Genomic DNA, 19,480 nt, shown 5'->3' with positions numbered 1-19,480 from the left:
ATTTTCACCCGATTCATGCACTCGGTTACTATCGTTGCTATGAGCACAGCGGAATTCACCATCCCCAGGAATGAGCGCTAATGCCGCGCCATCAGCTGGGAGTAGTGGACGCCTCCGGGCACATCACCTATCGCGAACGCGACTTCGCCCGGCCCACGAATATGCTTTTCGACGTGGACGGCACCCTCACGGACGCTAGCTCGCGGGTACTCCCGGAGAATATCCGCGCCCTCCAACAGCTCCACGCCGCTGGCATCCCGATTACCCTGGCCACCGGGCGCATCATCGCCGGGGCGGCCGCTATTCTCTCGGACGCCGGGGTACCCGGATGGGTGGTGGCCGAAGGCGGCTCCATCGTCTGGGACGGGCACGCGGTAGTGCGCCGTCACCCGCTCGGCAGCGCTGCCTATGCGCGCGCCGTTCGCTTCGCGGAGGAACACCGCCTCGGCATAGTCGTCAATGGCAGCGAGAGCGTCGTCGTACAAAGTTTTGGGGCGCCCCTGTATGAGGACGTTATGTGCAACGCTTCCGCGGGGCGGGAACCGCTCCGCGGCGACGTCGCCGGCCTTGCGGCCGATACCATCACGAAACTCTCCTTCTCCGGAACTGAAACTGAACTGGACCGGCTCCGTGGACTCTGGCAGGAGGCGTTTCCCGGGGCGGTGCGCGGGCACGCGAATTTTGTTGATGTGGTGGCTCCCGGGGTGACCAAGTGGGAAGGAATTGAGCTGGCGCTGCGGGCGCGCGGGCTGGACGCAGCACACACCTTAGGGGTGGGGGACTCCGCTAATGACATTCCCTGGATGCGCGAAATAGCGCAGAGCTGTGCAATGCCGCAGGCCAGCGCCGAAACTAAGGCCGCCGCCCGCTGGATTCTCCCCGAGGGTCCCGCGCCGGTTGCCGATCTGGTTGCCGCGGTGCTGCGGTGATATTTGCCGAGGGTCACTATTTTGCGTTTGAGTGAAGTATTGGAAACTAGCTCACATATCCACTATGTTATGGGGTATGAGTCACAATATTAAAGGAAGTGCGTTACCGCATGTGGTCATCGTCGGCGGTGGCTTTGCCGGTATCCAAGCGGCACGTGGCCTTCGCGAGGCACCCGTGCGGGTAACGCTCATTGATAAGAATCCGTATACCACGTTCAAGCCGCTGCTTTTCCAAGTGGCTTCGGGCGCTCTCAACGCGGGGGATATTACCTACAACCTGCGCGCATTGCGGAGCAAGCAGAAGAATCTGCGTTTCGTGCTCGGGGAGCTCCAGCACGTGGATACGGATAATAAGATCATCGAGCTCGATGACGAGCGCACGATGGCTTATGACTACCTCGTCCTCGCCACCGGTGTGAGCGCTGCTTACTTCGGTATTAAGGGCGCCGCGGAGCACACCTTGCCGATGTACACGCGCGATGAAGCGCTTCAGGTACGCGACCGGCTCTACGGGCTGCTGGACGGCATGGATGCCGCCGAAAATCCCGGGCCGTTCCGGGTGGTTGTGTGCGGTGCGGGCCCCACCGGCGTGGAAACCGCCGGCGCCATTGCCGAACTGCGTAATTTCGATTTCGAGACGCTCTATCCCAGCATCGATACCGAGCAATTCGAGATCATCCTCGTGGATATGGCACCCACCGTCCTCGGGCCTTTCGATGAGAAGAGCCGTAACGCCGCCCACCGCGCTCTCGAAGATCGCGGCGTGAAAGTGCTCCTCAACCAGGCCGTTTCCGCGGTGGAGGACAACCGCATCCTGGTGAAGAACACCGAGACGGAAGAAGAAGAGTGGATTGACGCCTCGCTGATCGTCTGGTCCTCCGGAGTGGGGGTTCCGCCCGAGGTCAAGGAATGGAGCGTGCCGCAAGGGGCGCGCGGGCGCATCCAGGTGAACGAACACTTCCAGGTGGAAGGGGTCGACGGCGTTTTCGCTGCCGGGGACGTTGCTGTGAGCGGAGAACGCGGGCTTCCGCAGCTGGCCCAACCTGCTATCCAGGGCGGGCGGCATATCGCCAAGGTCATCTCCAATAACCTGGCGGGCAGGGAAACCGAGCCTTTCGAGTACTTCAACAAGGGCACCATGGCCACCGTGGGTGTTGGTTTCGCGGTCACCGAAATTCCGCATCTGCCGGCCATTACCGGGAAGTTCTCCTGGCTCATGTGGAATGCCCTGCATATCCAGCAGCTCCAGTCCGGGCGGGAAATGTTCGCGACCTTCGCCAACCTCGCCTCGAAGTACTTCCTCTTCCCCAAGCGCCACGATGTGATCGTGGGGGATATCCATCCCTTCTCGCGGCGAGCACGCCAGGGGACCTTAAGTGCCTCTCCGAAGCTGGATAGCGAAGAACTGGAGAAGGTCGGAGCGTAGGGCACTGCGGTGATATCCGTAGCGCGGTGCTGCAACTAGCGGCGTTGCCACTAACGGTAGTGCCACTAACAGCACTGCAACTAGCGGTAGTGCCGCGCCGATCCGGAACGTAGCGGGCCGGGGGAGGGCGACCTCAAGATTTTTCTGTCGTAACCTCATGCCATCATTCAGGTATGAATGAGATACTGCCAGAAGATGTCCAGGTAGCCCTATCCCTCGGCCCGCCCTCAGGTCCTGTATTAGATCTGTCCTATTCGCGGTGGCCGCTACGGATAGCTACGCTTAGTTGGTACCTACCCGCCTCCGGTGGGTAGTGAGATGAATACGCGCGTTTCCACTTTCTTGGTATTTTAAGTGTGAAGTGCCTCGGGTCATGATCGCGTCGTGGCCATCGCTCGTTACGGAAGGAATACTCATGAGCGAACAGAATAACCAGTTCCCTGATAATAACCCCGGTTATGGTCAGCAGAGCGCCCAGCCGGAGCAGCAGTCCTACCAGCAGGGCTTTGACCAGCAAAATCAGCAGAGCCAGCAGAATCAGGCGCAGGGCCAGCCCTATATCCCCGCCCCGCAGCAGGGTCAGTGGGCGCCTTCGGCCTACTCGGCGCCAGGCTACGGCTACCTGCCTCAGCCCCAGCAGCCGCACAACCCTTCCGGCTTCGCGGCCCTGTTCTCCGTGAACTTCTCCACCCGGGTGGCCCGCTCCATCGCGCCGATCATCATGATCCTCGCCTTTATCGTGGCCGGCTGCCACGTGCTCGTCTCGCTTTTCGCGATGATTAGCGTTTTCGGTGAATACACTCCCACCACGGTTGCGCTCGCCGGAGTCCTCAGCTTCCTCCTCAGCCTCGTGGTTGCTGTCCTTATTATTGGCGGGGCCCGGTTGCTCTGCGAAGCAGCCATCAAAGACGAACAATAAGCAGGTCTAGCACGCCTGGCCGGGCCGCGGGCTTCTCACCAGCCAACTACCCTGCCGCGCGAAACCCACCAGCGGGCTGATACATCGCGATGTATCAGCCCGCTGCGTCGTCGTAAGAATACGTGGGTATCGGACCGGATCTGTGCATCAAGCCGGCCACTATTTCGCATCTGCGCGGCCCATGCACCATACTGTGGCTATGACGTCTTACCGCCTTATTGCTTTTGACCTGGACGATACCCTGGCACCCTCCAAATCTGCGCTGCCCGAACGCATGGCGCGGGCCCTGCGGGCGCTGCTGGATACATACGAAGTATGCGTGATTTCCGGCGGGCAATTCGGACAGTTCGAAAGCCAGCTCCTGGAAGGGCTGGACGGCACTCCCGCGGAGCTCGCTCGCCTCCACCTCATGCCCACCTGCGGAACCCGCTACCTCGTTCACGATGCGGGGCAGTGGCGCGATGTGTACGTCCGCAACCTCACCGAGGAAGAACGCCGGGATGCGGCACTGGCCTTGGAAGAAGAAGCACGCCGGCTCGGTCTGTGGGAAAGCACCACCTGGGGGGAAATCCTGGAAGACCGCGGCTCCCAAGTCACGTTCTCCGCGCTCGGGCAAAGTGCACCGTTGGAAGCGAAACGCGCCTGGGATCCGAGTGGGGAAAAGAAAAACGCGCTGCGAGAAGCTGTCGCAGCGCGTCTACCGCACCTGGAAGTGCGTTCGGGCGGTTCAACCTCCGTGGATATTACCCGCAAGGGCGTGGACAAAGCCTACGGAATTGCGGAACTGTCCAAACAAACCGGTATCCCCATCGCGCAGATGCTTTTTGTGGGGGACCGGCTCGATCCGGCCGGCAACGACTACCCGGTGACTCGGCTCGGCATCGACACCCACGCGGTACGGGACTGGACCGACACCGCCGAATTCATTGAGAACCTGGTGGGGCTGGCCTAAACCGCTCCGCGCGCGGGCCTCAAGCCTTGCCCGCAACGCGAGTCGAAACGAGCGATCCTAGGCGAGGGAACCGAGCTGTTCGGGAACGAACTCCTCCCAGCCCTGTTCGCGTAGGGCCGCGCGCAGTTCCTCCATCGCCGCATCCAATTCGGCGCCGGGCACATCCTTGCGTGCAGACGCAAAACTGGTGACGTTTTCCGAATCCGCGGGAATAACGTGCAGGTGGGTGTGGGGCACGCCCAGGCCGGCGATGACCAGCATTGCCCGATCCACCCCGAAAGCCGCGATCTGGGCTTTACCGATGCGCTTGGCAACGATGAAAAGATGCGCCGCCGTGTCATCATCAAGATCGGTGAAGCGATCAATTTCCGCGCGTGGCACAACCAGAACATGCCCGCGGGCGTGCGGTTCAAGAGTTGCGAAAGCAACACACACGTCGTCGGCCCAAACAAAACGACCCGGAATCTCACCGGCAATAATTTTTGAAAAGACGCTCATGGTTCCAGTCTAGCCGCCGGCTTTGGTGGCGCGCGGATGCCGGCTGCATAGGCCGCGGTTGCCAGCGCCGCCGTCCCGCTGTGGACGACCTGAGATTTGTCGGAGGAGAGAGCTACAATTGACCGAAGTCGACCGTCGAAAAGGAGTACCCTTGAGCGCTGAGGATATGACCCAGTTCCGCTACACCGCAGAACTGGCTAATGAGATCGAAGCCCACTGGCAGGAACGCTGGGAAGAGGAAGGTGCCTTCTACGCCGCGAACCCGGTTGGGGATCTCGCGGGGGATACCTCGGCGCCGAAGTTCTTCATCCAGGACATGTTCCCCTATCCGTCCGGGCGCGGCCTGCACGTGGGCCATCCGCTCGGCTATATTGCCACGGATACCGTGGCCCGCTACCACCGCATGAAGGGTGAGAACGTCCTCTACACCATGGGCTATGACGCCTTCGGACTTCCCGCCGAACAGTTCGCGGTGCAAAATGGCAAGCACCCGGCTATCACCACCGCGGAAAATATTGCCAATATGGCAGCTCAGCTGCATCGCCTCGGGCTTTCCCACGATTCACGGCGGGTTTTCTCCACCACAGATATTGATTACGTGAAGTGGACCCAATGGATTTTCACCAAGGTGTTTAATTCCTGGTTTGACCCGGATTACCCGCGCCGGGACGGGCGTGGCAACGGAGCGGCCCGGCCCATTGCGGAACTCGAAGCGAAATTCGCCAGTGGGGAAAAGGCCACGCCGGATGGTCGGCCCTGGGAGGCGCTCTCCAGGAAAGAAAAAGCGGATGCGCTCAGCGAGTACCGCCTGGTTTATATTAAGGAAGCCCCGGTTAATTGGTGTCCGGGGCTGGGAACGGTGCTTGCCAATGAGGAAGTCACCGCGGAAGGCCGGTCCGAACGCGGTAACTTCCCGGTGTTCCGGCGCAATCTTGCCCAGTGGATGATGCGGATTACCGCCTATGCGGACCGCCTGGTGAGTGACCTGGACACCATTGACTGGCCGGATAAAGTGCGGGCCATGCAGCAGAACTGGATCGGGCGCTCCCACGGCGCCACGGTTCGTTTTGAGCTTTCTGACGGCTCCGGGCGGGTCCTGGATGTTTATACCACCCGCCCCGATACTCTCTTCGGGGCCAGCTTCATGGCCGTTGCTCCCGAACATGAGGCCTTGGGCGGAAGTGAAGCGGGTACGGATACGGATGCGCAGGCACTCCGGGTTCCCGATAGCTGGCCGGAAGGCACCCGCGCAGAATGGACTGGCGGATACGCCACTCCGCGCGCAGCGGTTGCGGCCTACCGGGCGCGCGCCGCCGCGAAATCGGATATGGAACGCACCTCGGATACTCACGAAAAGACCGGCGTTTTCTCCGGGCTCTTCGGGATTAATCCGGTCAACGGCGCCAAGGTTCCGGTTTTCGTGGCGGATTATGTGCTGGTCGGTTACGGAACCGGTGCCATTATGGCGGTTCCTGCCCATGATGATCGCGACTGGGCTTTCGCGCGCGAATACAATCTGGACGTTATCCGCACCATCGGCCCGGCGGAGGATCCGTACGGCCCGGACCTGGAAGAGGGTGCCTACACCGGGGATGGCATCCTCGTTGATTCCGCCAATGAGGAAATCTCCCTCAACGGCATGACGAAATCCGAATCCATGGCCGCTATTATCGCCTGGCTGGAAGAACGCGGTGCCGGAACCGCCACCGTCACCTACCGCCTGCACGATTGGCTTTTCTCCCGCCAGCGCTACTGGGGTGAGCCCTTCCCGATTGTTTGGGATGAGGAGGGTATTGCGCACGCGCTACCCGAATCGATGCTCCCCTTGGAGCTGCCCGAAATGGAAGACTTCTCGCCGGCGTCTTACGATGCCGACGACGCAAATTCACTGCCCCAACCTCCGCTGGAACGCAACCCGGAATGGGTGAATGTGGAGCTTGACCTGGGTGATGGTCTCAAGAAGTACCGCCGCGAAACCAATACCATGCCGCAGTGGGCAGGTTCGTGCTGGTACGAATTGCGCTATGTGGATCCCACCAATTCGGATAGCTTCTGCGCCCCGGAAAACGAAGCCTACTGGATGGGCCCGCGTCCCGAGGCCGGTAACACTTCCGGAGGGGTGGATTTGTACGTGGGCGGCGTCGAACACGCGGTGCTCCACCTGCTCTACGCGCGTTTCTGGCACAAGGTCCTCTTTGACCTGGGTTATGTTTCCTCTTCGGAGCCTTTCCACAAGCTCTTCAACCAGGGCTACGTACAGGCATATGCCTATACCGATGCTCGCGGGGCCTACGTGCCGGCCGATGAGGTAGAAGAACGCGAAGAAAACGGCGAAACGGTCTTCTACTACCGGGGGGAGAAGGTCAACCGGGAATACGGGAAGATGGGCAAGTCCCTCAAGAACATCATCACACCTGATGATATGGCTGATCAGTACGGTGCGGATACGTTCCGCGTCTACGAAATGTCCATGGGTCCGCTTGATGTTTCCCGGCCCTGGGATACCCGCGCGGTGGTAGGTTCGCAGCGCTTCTTGCAGCGGCTGTGGCGCAATATCGTTGATGAGCGCACCGGCGAGGTGACGGTCAGTGACGCGGCTCCGGATACCGAAACCGCTAAGCTCCTGGCCCGCACCATCGCGGGAGTGGCTGATGATTACGATCATATGCGTATCAACACCGCGATCTCCAAGCTCATTGTTCTCAATAACCATCTCACCGGGCTGACGGCGGTACCGCGGGAAGCTGCCTGCGCTATCGTGGCCATGGTGGCACCGGTGGCCCCCCATATTGCCGAAGAACTCTGGGCACGTTTGGGTAATAGCGGCCTGGTCGCGCGCGCTGCGTTCCCGCAGGTTAGCGACGCAGCGCTGCTGGTGGATGACACCGTGACCTGCGTGGTGCAGGTGAAGGGTAAGGTCCGCGCCCGTCTGGAGGTACCCCAGGATATTTCCGATGCGGATCTGACCGCCCGGGCCCTGGCTGAAGAACGGGTGCAGGCCTTCCTGGAGGGCGAACCGCGCAAGATTATTGTGCGTGCTCCGGGACTCATCAATATCGTTCCCTAAAGCGGAACGCAGGCAAGTCTCAGGCTCTGCTGGGGTCCGAGCCTGAAATGCTCGTTCACGCCCGTGAAGTGGGCGCCAATCCAAGGGGAGGAACCCGCGGGAGTAAGGAGGAATATCGTGGCACGTATGCGAATCACAGCGCAGGACTTTGACGGTAACCCGGCGTGGCTTCTTAGCGCACCGGGCGGAGCCAGCGCCCTCGTAGCTGCACGCGGGGCCACCCTCCTCTCCTGGAGTCCCGACGGGGAGGTGTTTTCCGGATACCGTAACGGTGCCGAACTGGAGGAGGCAGATGGGGGGCGTGGGCTTATCGAAGCCCCCTGGGTGGGGCCTCTCGCCGGCGGGTGCTACACCTGGGATGGGCAGAGCTACCGCCTCGAAGCGGATACCACCGGGCGGTGCTTGCGGGTCCACAGCTGCGAATTCCGGCGGGAACGCTCCGCAGATGCGCTTATTTTGCGCGCGGAGCTTCCCGCGGTAGCGGGCTACCCGTGGCCCGTGGGAATCCAAGTGGTCTATGCGCTGGGGGATTCCAGCGCGGGAACCCATCATCTTTCCGTCAGTCTGGAAGTGACGAACCGGGGTGAGAGCTGCGCCCCGGTGGCGGTCGCGTGGAACGGCTACTTGCGTTTCCCGCAGCTCGCTTCCATTTCAAAAATGTCGACGACGGTTAGTGCGCGCACCAAGATCGCAGCCGATGCCCACGGAATCCCGGCTCCCGGCGATGCCGCGCTCACGGGGGTAAGCACCCCCGTGGAGTGGCCGGTACTCGGAGCTAGCCGTATCGACTCCACCTTCACCTCGCTGGTGCCCACCAGTGACGGAGTCGTGGCAACCGTGCTGACCGATCCAGCTCGCGAACGCGATATCATCCTCGCCCAGGAACCGAGCGAAGCACCCTATGTGCGGCTATGGACCGGGGATACTCTGGAACGCGGGGCCCGGGAAGCTCTCCTGGTTGCCCCGGCCTCTGCCTTGCCCAATGCTTTTAATCGTTCGGATCAAGTGGGGCGCGTGGCGCTAGCGCCGGGCCAGTCCCGCAGCCTCACCGTCACCATGAGCTATCCGGCTACCTCTGCTCCGTATGCCCGAAAGTAAGCGGAATCCGCGCTAGCGCCGCCGCCCGAAAATCGAATTAATAATTGAACGGCCGAGTGACCTTCCGGCACTGCGCACCACCGAATCAATTGCGGCATCGCGGCGCCGGGCCTGCCGTTGCGCCTCCTTCTCGGCATTCCGTTGGGCCTGCCGAGCCTGACGCTCCGCTTCCCGCTCCGCGGCCGCCAGTTTTTTCTCCGCCTCGCGGGCAGCTTTCTTCGCCGCGGCTTCCGCGGCCCGCCGCTGCTCTTCAGCTTCTTTAGCAGCCACCGCGGCAGCTTCTCGTTGCGCGCGCCGCGCGGCAACAGCGCGGGCAGCACCTTCGCTTGCGGTATCCCCGGCTATAGGAGCAGGCCGGGGTGTGGTGCCAAGAGCGGTGCTCAACGCGGCCGGTCCGGCTGGGCCCATGATAGAGCGCGGCGCCCAGAGCCGGGTAGGGGCCACGGCCGTAGGGGCGCCGTCGTCGCCCAAACCTGTAACCACAGCCTCGCCGGTGCCGAGCGCGGGTAGCACGGCCGCTATATCGAGGGGTGAGAAGGGGAAGGTTTTTGCTGTTTCCTTGAGAATCTTCACGTCCTTGGGCGTGTGGGCGCGCAGCGCGTGGTGAATGCGGGTGCCCAGCTGCGCGAGCACCGATTCGGGAATATCCTGCGGCGTTTGAGTCACGAAGAAAACGCCTACACCTTTCGAGCGGATGAGGCGCACCACGCGGGTAACCTCGTCCACGAAATTCCGGGAAGCGCCCGAGAACAGCAGATGCGCTTCGTCGAAGAAGAACACCAGGCGGGGCAGGGGAGTATCGCCCACTTCGGGAAGATCGGAAAAGAGCCGACTGAGTATCCACATGGTGAAAGTGGAGAAAAGTTCGGGCATATCGCGCACGTCGGGAAGTTCGAGGGCGGAGATAACACCGCGTTCGCCTTCGTGGGCGATGAGCTCGCTGGGGCTAAAGGACGGGCGCTGGAAGAACATGTCTCCGCCCTGCGCAGCCAGGGCTGATACCTCGCGCAGAATCACCCCGGCGGTGGCGGTCGATACCCCGCCAATACCGGATAGCTCCGCCTTCCCCGCCGTGGTCAAATAATGAAGTACCTCGCGCAGATCCTCCAGGGTGTACAAGTGCAGATTCTCTTTTTCCGCCCACGCGAAAACCAAGGCCAGCGCCGATTCCTGGGTGTCATTTAGTTTCAGGGCCCGGGCTAAGAGCAAAGCACCGAAATCTTCCACCGTGGAACGTAGCGGCACCCCGGTTGATTCGGTGAGGGAATACAGGTGGAGCGGGAACGAGGCACCGGACCAATCCTGCCCTAAAGCTCGGGTGCGGGCCGTGAGCTTATCGGAAGCCACGCCCGCTTCGCACAGGCCCGACAGATCTCCTTTAATATCGGTGAGGAAAACGGCCACTCCGGCCGCGCTCAGCTGTTCGGCCAGCAGCTGGAGAGTACGAGTTTTCCCGGTTCCGGTTGCTCCGCACACCAGGCCGTGCCGGTTGAAACTAGCGAAGGGCAGCCGCACCAGAACATCGGGGCGCGGATTCCCAGCCGGGTCCAGGTAGGCGCCCAGGGTGAGAGCCGGGCCCGATATCTGGTAGCTGCGGGCAACCTCGCTCGCGTAATCCTCACCGGTGCTTTCTGGCGATTGTTCCGGCGACGCCGCCGCCGGCTGCGCCGGTGAGCGCTTCTCTGCCGCGGTGGCGGTGGTTATGGTGTCCGCGCCGTCCGCGCCTTCCGCTCCTGCCGTGGCATCGGCGGCGGTGGCTACTGCCGGGGAGGCTGCGGCGGCAAGTGCGGCATCGAGGCGGGCCTGGGCGAGTTCGGCTTCGGCGCGGGCAGCTTTGGCAGCGGCTTCGGCCGCTTGGGCACGCAGGCGAGCAATATCGGCGTCGTTCATACCAATATTGTAGAGCGGGCAATGGCCGTGGCTATCCACAGCTCGGCAAACGTTAGCGTTATCCCCAGGCCAGTGGGGCTGCCAACGCTGGGTGTGCCTCGGTGTGCATGATAGCCCCATGAATGCTTCTCTGCCTCGCCCTGCCCCGCGCCTGAGTCTGCCCTTTAACGATCCTCTCAACGAAACCCGCGGGGATCCGGGTGCGGGTGCGCCGCCCGGCCAGAGCCCGGTACGGGATTTCGCCACGCTGGCCCTCGGTGCGGGCACCGGCGAGGATATCGCCGTGCTCACCACACCCGCGCAATCATCGCGGTGGCGGTGGTCACCCCGCGCGTTGGGCGCCTTTGCTATAGCTTTGCTGGGCGGGCTGCTCATTCTCGGGCTGCTGGTATGGCTCGGGCGCGGTGGTGGTCCCGTTTCCGCCAACCCCGCAGCGGTGCCACCGGGAAGCAGTGTGGCCAGTTCGGGTTCCAACACGGAAAATCCGGCTGTGGTATCTACCGATCCGCAGGCTTCGCCGGGCCCTTCGCACGGCCGGGTAATGGGTAGCACACCTGGGCCGGCTGGCCCTACCGCGGGAGAATCCGCTCCCGCAACCATCGTTGCCTATATTTCTGGTGAAGTGGCCACTCCGGGAGTGTATAGCGCTCCCGGTGGGGCACGTGTCAATGACCTCGTGGAATTAGCCGGTGGGCTCACCCCGAATGCGGATGGCGCCGCGATCAATCTTGCCGAACCGGTAGCGGATGGCTCCCATATTCATATTCCCGCTCCCGGTGAAGCACCGCGAGCACGCATCGGCTCTGGAGCTAGCACAAGCCCGGGTGGGAGCGGTGGTAGCGCAGGTGGGAATAGCGGTGGGGCGGGCGGCGGCGCGGCCGGTGGGGATAAAGCATCTGGGAAAGCCGGCTCGGGTGCCCTGATCAACCTTAATACCGCCTCAGCCAGCGACTTGGAGAGCCTCCCCGGGGTTGGCCCGGCTACCGCTCGGGATATCCTCACCTGGAGGGAAAACAACGGCCCCTTTACCGCTCCGGAAGATCTTCTTGAGGTCCCCGGTATTGGACCAGCTAAATTTAATAAGCTTTCCGCGCTGGTGACAGTATGATCCGCAAGCTCGATGTCCCGCGCAGTCGCAGTGCCAGGGGCAAGCGCAGCGATCTGTGCAAGCCTAGGGTGTTCGGCGATCCCCGCACTCGCAGAAGCCAGCGAAGTTCGCATTGCGCGCATGCGGGCCACGGTCAGGATATGCGCCTCCTTCCATCAGCCGCCGCGGCCCTGGGCGGGGCGTGGGCGGCGCTGAGCGGGTATGCGCACTTCGGATTCCTCGGTGCTGCCCTGTGCATCGTGGCAGCTTGGGCAGTAACCGGGTATGCCCGGGCGCATCCCGGCCGGCGCGGGAAAGCAAGCGGGGTGGTTTTGAGTATCCTCGCGGTGGCGTGCACGCTGGGTGCTACCAGTATCGCCGGGCTGCTCGCCCTCTCTGCCGCGCATATCCCGGCAGTCAGGGGAAGCGTGGAACTGGATGCCTATGTCATGACCCGCCCGGAACCCTCCACTATGCCGTGGGGAGAAGAAAAATGCACGGCGCTGCTGCGCCCCGCAAAGATCACCACCGCTGGCCCGAACGGGGTGCAGCTTGCCAGCGGCCCCCGCGCGCGAATCCGAGCGGAAGTTCCCTGCACAGCCCTGGCGGGTCAGCGCGTGTTTGGGCAGGGCCGACTCACCCCCGCGCACGGGCGGCGGGAAAGTGCCCGCTGGTCCGGGCCTGCCCTCCAAACACGCGGGAGTGGCGCGCTGAGCGCCGGCATCGTTCACCGCATCGATACCGCGCTTGCCACGCTGCTCTCCACCCGCCCTGAGCACGCCCGCGGCCTTATCCCCGGGGTCGCCCTCGGAGACGATAGCCGGGTATCCCCGGAACTGGAAGAAGCCATGCGCACAACGGCCCTTACCCATCTCATTGCGGTCTCCGGGGCTCATGTATCCCTTGTTCTCGGCATCATTATTATGGCGGTGGGCCGGGCCCGGCCCCTGCGTACCGCGTTAGCGGGAGTGGTGGGTTTAGGTGGACTGGTTATTCTGGTGGGACCCGCGCCCTCGGTTATCCGGGCGGCACTCATGGGCCTGGTGGTTCTCGCAGCAGTGGGAATGAACCGCCGAAGCCAAGCTATCAATGCCCTGAGCTGCGCGAGCATCACCGCTGCCCTCATTGATCCGTGGCTCGCAACCGGCTACGGTTTCCTGCTCTCCGCCAGTGCCACCCTCGGAATTATCTGCGGAGGATACCCGCTTACGGAACACCTCAGCAGGTTCTTCCCGGCCGCACTCGCCCGGGTCGTTGCCATTCCGCTGGTGGCCCAAATCTCCTGCCTACCCGTACTGCTCCTCTTCACCGAAGCTGGGTCGCTGTGGGCGGTTCCGGCTAATGCGCTTGTGGCACCCGTCGTCGCACCCCTCACTATTTTCGGACTTGTCGGGGCGCTCACCGCACCGCTGTTCCCGGTGCTCGCCGGCCTCGCCATCTCCTTTGCGCAACTGGCCACGTGGTGGATTGACCACGTAGCCCGCGCCCTTGCCTCCCTACCGGGATCGGGAATTCCCCTTGTCCTTGCCGGAATCGGTCATATATGTGCGGTCTTGGTGCTCCTGGTGATACCCCGCCTGAGCGCAATCCTGATTCTGGTGGCCGCCCTCGTGGCCCTCGGGCTATCACGAGGGCCGGGCGCTACCGTGATTCCCTCCAACTGGACGGCGGTGCAATGCGATGTGGGCCAGGGATCAGCTTTCCTCTACCGGGTGCGCGGATACACGATAATGATTGATGTTGGACCTCGCACTCCCGCCGCTGCTCGCTGCCTAAGCGATGCTCAGGTGAGTCATCTTGATCTCCTCATCCTCTCCCATTTTCACTCCGATCACGTGGAAGGGTTACGCGACGTTCTCAGCACCGCAACAATCAGCGCGGTATGGATATCTCCAAATTCCGCCCCGAAGCCCCAGTCCCGCACCGCACTCGACTTACTCGATTCCCATTCCATTCCGGTGAACGTGGTAGCCGCAGGAACAACCTTGCGGGTAGATGATGTTCCCATCGCCCGGATTCTTAGCCCGCATCCGGGTGCGCGTAGCATTCCCGAGGAAGCCAACGCGGATTCCCTCGTGATCCTCCTCGACGCTGATGGTGTGGACAGCCCGGGCCGGGCAGCTAACGCCGGCGCGAGCGGTGGCACTAGCCAGGCTGCTCAACGCATCGTGGTTCTCGGAGATGCGACTGCCCCGGCCCAAGAACGCCTCGTGGGGGCGGTCGGGCCGGTTGATATCGCCGTCGTCGCCCATCACGGAAGCGCGGACCAATCCGCGCGCCTCGCCCGTGAACTTGACCCCGCAATTGCCCTGATATCCGTGGGGGAGAATAGTTACGGGCATCCCTCCGCACGCGTCTATGAGCTTTATTCCGGTGCCCAGATTTATCCCACCCTCGCGTGCGGGGCAATCGCATGGGCGGAAGGGGACCTCGTTTCCGAATGCGAGGAGCCACCCACGCAGCCCACGCCACCCAAGCCACCCGCCGTGCAGCAGGTGGGTTATGACATGAGAGAATGGAGCTATGGCAGCCAAAGAACGCGCGGTCGGGTACGACGCTCTCCGCTTAGAACCGGTGATCCTCATCGTTGGCGCGGAACCGGTCCTTGCCGAGCGCGCCTGGGCCCGCCTCATCAGCCTTGCCCGCCAGGCGCACCCTGAGGTGCAGGTCGTGCGCGTGGACGCGGCAACCTATGAACGCGGGGCCCTCGCCCTGCACACCTCACCTTCACTTTTTGGTGACCATTGCATCGTCATCGTCACCGGCGCCGAACATATGAATGACGCGTTCCTCACGGAGATGCTCGCCTACCTACCGCAGCCCAATGCGGATATTCCCGTGATCATCCAGCACGGGGGAGGTACCCGCGGTAAAAAACTCCTTGACGCTATCGCGGCGGGTGGTTGGCAAGTAGCCCGGATCGAAAAAATCAAACGCGATGACGATAAGGCGCGCTTGGTGACAGCGGATGTGCGGGCCGCCGGGCGCAAAATCACGGACGGGGCGGTGCGGGCGCTCGTTGATGCACTCGGCCAGGACCTGCGCGAATTACTCAGTGCCACCTCCCAACTCCTCGCGGATGTGGAGGGGATGATCACCGAGGACCATATTCGGGATTTCTATGCCGGGCGCAATGAAGCAACACCCTTTGAGATCGCGGATGCTGCCTTGGCCGGGCGTACCGGCCAAGCTTTGGCACTGGCCCGCCACGCTTTCGCCACCCGGGTCAACCCGGTTCCCATCGTGGCGGCGCTCGCGGCGAAACTGCGCCAGCTCGCTATTGTCCAGGCGCCTGGCATCACCCAGCGAGAATTGAAAATGGTGCCCTGGCAGGCCCAACGGGCCCGCCGGGAAGCACGCGGGTGGAGCGATGCCGGACTCGGGCAAGCCATTCGAGCGGTGGCGCTCGCCGATGAACAGGTCAAGGGTGCCTCCCGCGACCCGCAGTTCGCTGTTGAACACGCGATTATCACCATCGGGCGCGCCCGGCGCACGCGGTAGCGACTAACCCGCACAGTCTCACGCTTGCCGGGGTGCTCAGGCCCCTTCGGGAAACGTGGAATAATAAGGAATGTCCCGCGGCGGCGCGACAATGGCGTATCTGGAGCGCCGCCCACGCAGACCGCAGCACGGTAGTGCTGTACTGAGGAGCACTTTATGCTTGTTGGAATACCACAAAGTACCCGCCCGGGTGACCCCCTGGTGGCGGGCACCCCCGATACCGTCGCCAAGCTCATCGCTTTGGGCTACGAGGTCGTGGTGGAAACGGGGGCGGGGGAGGCCTCGTCCTACCCCGATAGCCAATACGAAAGCGCGGGCGCACGCCTCGTTTCCGCGCAAGAAGCCTGGGCTGCGGATATTGTTTTAGCCACCGACGCCCCGGATGTGAGCTACCTTGACCGCATGAGCCGCGGCGCCACCCTCATTGCGCGTATGAACCCGGCCGGCTCGCCCGAGCTTATCGAGGAACTTTCGCGCCGTGAACTCACGGCCCTGGCGCTTGACGCAATTCCGCGTATTTCGCGCGCTCAGTCCATGGATGTACGTTCCTCGATGGCCAATATTTCCGGCTACCGTGCCGTTATCGAAGCAGCCTCCCACTTCGGGCGGCTTTTCACCGGGCAGGTTACCGCCGCCGGTAAGGTTCCCCCGGCCACCGTCTACGTTATTGGAGCGGGAGTTGCTGGGCTTGCGGCGGTTGGCACCGCCAATTCCATGGGTGCGATCGTCAAGGCAACGGACGTGCGTGCCGATGTTGCCGAACAGGTTCAGTCCATGGGTGCCGAATTCGTGGAGATCCCGGTACGCCAGGAATCCGCGGACGGTTACGCCCGTGAAATGACCGCGGATCAGGCCAACGCAGCCGGGGTGGTCTACGCCCGGGAAGCAGCCGCGGCGGATATTGTTATTACGACGGCGCTCATCCCCGGCAAGCCGGCCCCGCTCCTTTTGGACTCGGAGGCAGTGGCCGCCATGAAACCCGGCAGCGTTATCGTGGATTTGGCGGCGGCCAACGGCGGAAACGTGGCCGGCACCCGCCCGGGAGAAATCGTCCACACCGCCAACGGCGTCACGATTATCGGCTACGAAGATCTCGCCTTGCGCCTGCCCGGCCAAGCCTCCCAGCTTTTCGGGCAGAACCTCGTCAACTTCCTCAAACTCACCACCCCGCAAAAGGATGGCCAGCTGGTCCTGGATACCGAGGATGATATTGTGCGTGGCATTCTGGTCACCCTCGGGGGAGCGGTGGCCTGGCCGCCCCCGCCCATCAAGGTCTCGGCCGCCCCGGCCGCGCCCCCGGCGCCTCCCGCACCTCCGGCTGCGCCCGAACCGGCCCGCCCCAACCCCTTGCGCTACCTGTGGGCCGGCCTGGCAGCGGCGATAGCGCTATGGATTCTCTTCACAGCCCCGCCGAGCATGACCTCGCATTTCATCGTGTTCATGCTGGCCTGCGTGGTGGGCTTCTACGTCATCACTTCGGTGACGCACGCGCTGCACACCCCGCTCATGTCCGTGACGAACGCGATTTCCGGAATCATCGTGGTGGGGGCAATCCTCCAGCTCGGTTCCGGGCATATAGCCGTGACCATCCTTGCCGCCATCGCCCTCACCATCGCATCCATCAATATTTTCGGTGGATTCCTGGTGACCGCGCGCATGCTGTCTATGTTCAAGAGGAGCTAAGCCGTGCTCACCACTATTAACGACGTCGTTACCCTTGCCGCCCCGAGCTTGGGCGGTCTCAAGGTCGCTGCTAGCGTGCAAACCGTCGCCTACCTGGTGGCGGCCCTGCTCTTCATCCTCGCCCTGGCCGGGCTTTCCAAACAGGAAACCGCGGCGAAAGGCAATATCCTGGGCGCCATCGGAATGGTACTGGCCCTCGTCGCCACGATCATCGTGGTCCTTGCCTTCCCGACGGAGGCATCCTCGACGGTAATTGTCCTCGTGCTCGTGCTTGCCCTCGTGGTGGGCGGCGGCATCGGGATCTGGCGGGCCCGCACCGTGGAAATGACGGGCATGCCCGAACTCATCGCCCTGCTGCATTCCTTCGTGGGTGCGGCAGCGGTACTGGTGGGCTACAACTCGTTCCTCCAGCAACCCGGAGAAGATTTCTCGCCCACAAACGCCTTCCATATGGGCGAAGTTGGCTTGGCGGTGTTCATCGGCGCGATCACCTTCACCGGATCGGTATGCGCCTATCTGAAACTCGCGGGGAAGATCCCCGGCAAGCCGCTGGTGCTTCCGGCCCGTAATCTTCTCAATTTGCTGGCGATCCTGGCGTGCCTGGGGCTTATTATTTGGTTCGCCTGGACCCGCGGGGTGGGGGCCGGCCTCATTCCCCTCATCCTCATCACGATTATTGCGCTGCTGCTCGGGGCACATATGGTGCTCGCGATTGGCGGTGGCGATATGCCCGTCGTCGTATCTATGCTCAATTCCTACTCGGGTTGGGCGGCAGCGATGGCCGGCTTCACCCTCGGTAATGACCTCCTTATCATTACCGGTGCGCTGGTGGGATCCTCGGGCGCGTACCTGTCCTACATCATGTGCAAGGCCATGAACCGTTCCTTCATTTCCGTGATCCTCGGCGGTTTTGGGTCCGACGGCGCAGTTACCGGGGAGGCGCGTGACTATGGCAGCCACACGGAAACCACCGCGGCGGAGGTGGCCCAAGAACTCGCGGACGCCAGCTCGGTGATTATTGCCCCCGGTTACGGTATGGCCGTGGCCCAAGCCCAATATCCGGTGGCGGAGCTGACGAAGAAGCTGCGCGAGAACGGAACCGAGGTGCGTTTCGCTATCCATCCGGTGGCTGGGCGCCTGCCCGGGCATATGAACGTGCTGCTGGCCGAAGCGAAAGTCCCCTATGACATCGTGGAGGAAATGGACGATATCAACGATTCCTTCGCGGATACCGATGTCGTGCTGGTTATCGGGGCGAATGACACGGTCAATCCTTCGGCTTCTGAGCCCGGTTCGCCCATCGCGGGTATGCCGGTGCTGCATGTGTGGGATGCCAAGAAGGTGATCGTATTCAAGCGGTCCATGGGCAATGCCGGCTATGCCGGGGTGCAAAACCCGCTGTTCTTTAATGAGAATACCGATATGCTGCTCGGCGATGCCAAGGCATCCGTGGATGCCATCAACGCGGCTTTCCCCGGTTAAGGTAGCCCGCTCCTGCGCCCAAGTCCGGGCGCGGCCGGGGCGAGCTGCACAACTATAACCGCTTAGGGAATCCCTCAGTTAGCGCAGGTGGCCGGAACACCTTTCAGGTTCCGGCCACCTGCGCTACGTGTATATCGCGGAAATACCGGAATACATGAGCCAAAATTCCACATATGAGACGGGGATCACGTTATAATGAAGGTGTCAATTACCGTGGAATGAAGAAGAAAGGAGGAAGAAATATGCGCTCAAAAAGGTATTTTTATTTCTCACAACTTGCATTCGGGGCTACTCTGGGAGGCTGCATTGCGAACATATTGATAGGTGATCGCTGGTACGATTATGCTCTTATCCCCGCCCTCGTCACTCTTGCGTTACTCTGCCTTGCGCTATGGCACCGGCATCGTGAAAACGAAGTACGCGCTACGCTGCGCCGTTTGAATACGGAACGCCGCGGTTTGGAAGCGGAACGAGAAGGCGAGCACGAAGGAGAAGAATGAGAAAATTCGCGCCGGATGCGAACGGATATGAAAAGCGGCTGGAACGCCTAGGTTCCAGCCGCTTTTCTCTAAGCATCAGCGCGGTAGATATAACAGATACAACCGCGCCGGGGGTCCAGCCTGCATGGCCGGAGCACAGCCTACTTGGCCAGTGCGTTCACGCGCTTAGCAAGCTTCGACTTGCGGTTCGCCGCCTGGTTGCGGTGAATAACACCCTTGGACACAGCCTTGTCCAGCTTGCGGGAGGCCGCGGCCAGGAGGGTTTCCGCCTCTTCGGCATTGCCGGCTTCCACGGCAAGGCGAGTCTTACGGATGTAGGTCTTCAGTTCCGACTTAACGGCCTGGTTGCGAAGGCGACGCTTCTCGTTCGTCAGAACGCGCTTCTTCTGCTGCTTGATATTAGCCAATGAAATATCTCTTTCGGTCAATCGCTAGGCGATAGATGAAT

At 62.3% G+C, this 19,480-nt stretch carries 15 protein-coding genes; 12 read left to right on the top strand and 3 right to left on the bottom strand.

Translation table 11 applies throughout. The features are described 5' to 3' along the window. Positions 1-80: 80 nt before the first annotated feature. The 4 genes from QP305_RS01000 (at position 81) to QP305_RS00985 (ending at position 4,226) form a co-directional block, all read left to right on the top strand. Complete coding sequence (locus QP305_RS01000) at positions 81-929, top strand: HAD family hydrolase (RefSeq protein ID WP_284903388.1); 849 nt, start codon at positions 81-83, stop codon at positions 927-929. A gap of 76 nt (positions 930-1,005) precedes the next feature. Then, the gene (locus QP305_RS00995) at positions 1,006-2,355 is read left to right on the top strand and encodes an NAD(P)/FAD-dependent oxidoreductase (RefSeq protein ID WP_284903386.1); all 1,350 of its coding nucleotides are present in this window, start codon (positions 1,006-1,008) and stop codon (positions 2,353-2,355) included. 415 nt (positions 2,356-2,770) lie between these two features. Continuing rightward, positions 2,771-3,274: a hypothetical protein gene (locus QP305_RS00990; protein ID WP_284903383.1), complete on the top strand. Its 504-nt coding sequence runs from the start codon at positions 2,771-2,773 to the stop codon at positions 3,272-3,274. A gap of 199 nt (positions 3,275-3,473) precedes the next feature. Further along, a complete protein-coding gene (locus tag QP305_RS00985) occupies positions 3,474-4,226 on the top strand; it encodes an HAD-IIB family hydrolase (protein WP_284903380.1) in 753 nt (250 codons plus the stop codon). Positions 4,227-4,283: 57 nt separating this feature from the next. Here the strand turns inward: QP305_RS00985 and QP305_RS00980 are convergent, their stop codons facing one another. Next, positions 4,284-4,724 (bottom strand): HIT family protein, encoded by a 441-nt coding sequence (locus tag QP305_RS00980; RefSeq protein WP_101594982.1) that lies wholly within the window; start codon positions 4,722-4,724, stop codon positions 4,284-4,286. Between the two features lie 166 nt (positions 4,725-4,890). On the opposite strand from QP305_RS00980, the gene QP305_RS00975 reads away from it, so the two are divergent. Both QP305_RS00975 and QP305_RS00970 read left to right on the top strand, forming a co-directional pair. Further along, positions 4,891-7,791, top strand: coding sequence for a leucine--tRNA ligase (locus QP305_RS00975; RefSeq protein ID WP_274733123.1), 2,901 nt, complete (start codon positions 4,891-4,893; stop codon positions 7,789-7,791). Between the two features lie 126 nt (positions 7,792-7,917). Beyond that, positions 7,918-8,889, top strand: a complete 972-nt coding sequence (locus QP305_RS00970; RefSeq protein WP_039899034.1) for an aldose 1-epimerase — start codon at positions 7,918-7,920, stop codon at positions 8,887-8,889. A 12-nt stretch (positions 8,890-8,901) separates the two neighbouring features. On the opposite strand, the gene QP305_RS00965 is transcribed toward QP305_RS00970, so the two are convergent. Then, positions 8,902-10,779, bottom strand: a complete 1,878-nt coding sequence (locus QP305_RS00965) for a helicase HerA-like domain-containing protein (protein ID WP_039899032.1) — start codon at positions 10,777-10,779, stop codon at positions 8,902-8,904. 118 nt (positions 10,780-10,897) lie between these two features. Here QP305_RS00965 and QP305_RS00960 point away from each other — a divergent pair, with 118 nt between their 5' ends. The 6 genes from QP305_RS00960 to QP305_RS00935 all read left to right on the top strand — a co-directional run bounded on the left by QP305_RS00960 (position 10,898) and on the right by QP305_RS00935 (position 19,032). Continuing rightward, positions 10,898-11,887, top strand: coding sequence for a ComEA family DNA-binding protein (locus QP305_RS00960; protein ID WP_016442880.1), 990 nt, complete (start codon positions 10,898-10,900; stop codon positions 11,885-11,887). A 140-nt stretch (positions 11,888-12,027) separates the two neighbouring features. Further along, a complete protein-coding gene (locus tag QP305_RS00955) occupies positions 12,028-14,526 on the top strand; it encodes a ComEC/Rec2 family competence protein (RefSeq protein ID WP_196800260.1) in 2,499 nt (832 codons plus the stop codon). Next, positions 14,441-15,367 (top strand): DNA polymerase III subunit delta, encoded by a 927-nt coding sequence (holA, locus tag QP305_RS00950; RefSeq protein WP_284903575.1) that lies wholly within the window; start codon positions 14,441-14,443, stop codon positions 15,365-15,367. The genes QP305_RS00955 and holA overlap by 86 nt, the downstream gene beginning before the upstream one ends. 156 nt (positions 15,368-15,523) lie before the next feature. Then, entirely contained in the window at positions 15,524-17,050 is a 1,527-nt protein-coding gene (locus tag QP305_RS00945; protein WP_284903378.1) for a Re/Si-specific NAD(P)(+) transhydrogenase subunit alpha, read from the top strand. 48 nt (positions 17,051-17,098) lie between these two features. After that, complete coding sequence (pntB, locus tag QP305_RS00940; protein WP_284903573.1) at positions 17,099-18,532, top strand: Re/Si-specific NAD(P)(+) transhydrogenase subunit beta; 1,434 nt, start codon at positions 17,099-17,101, stop codon at positions 18,530-18,532. Positions 18,533-18,750: 218 nt separating this feature from the next. Further along, complete coding sequence (locus QP305_RS00935) at positions 18,751-19,032, top strand: hypothetical protein (RefSeq protein WP_284903374.1); 282 nt, start codon at positions 18,751-18,753, stop codon at positions 19,030-19,032. A 140-nt stretch (positions 19,033-19,172) separates the two neighbouring features. Here QP305_RS00935 and rpsT read toward each other — a convergent pair whose 3' ends face one another. After that, on the bottom strand, positions 19,173-19,439 hold the full coding sequence (rpsT, locus tag QP305_RS00930) for a 30S ribosomal protein S20 (RefSeq protein WP_016442875.1): 267 nt from the start codon (positions 19,437-19,439) through the stop codon (positions 19,173-19,175). Positions 19,440-19,480 lie beyond the last annotated feature (41 nt).

It is taken from the genome of Actinotignum timonense (assembly GCF_030216305.1).
In the GTDB taxonomy this organism is placed as follows: Bacteria; Actinomycetota; Actinomycetes; order Actinomycetales; family Actinomycetaceae; genus Actinotignum; species Actinotignum timonense_A.
Note: the sequence above shows the minus strand (reverse complement) of the source record. Positions and strands in the feature narration are given on the sequence as shown.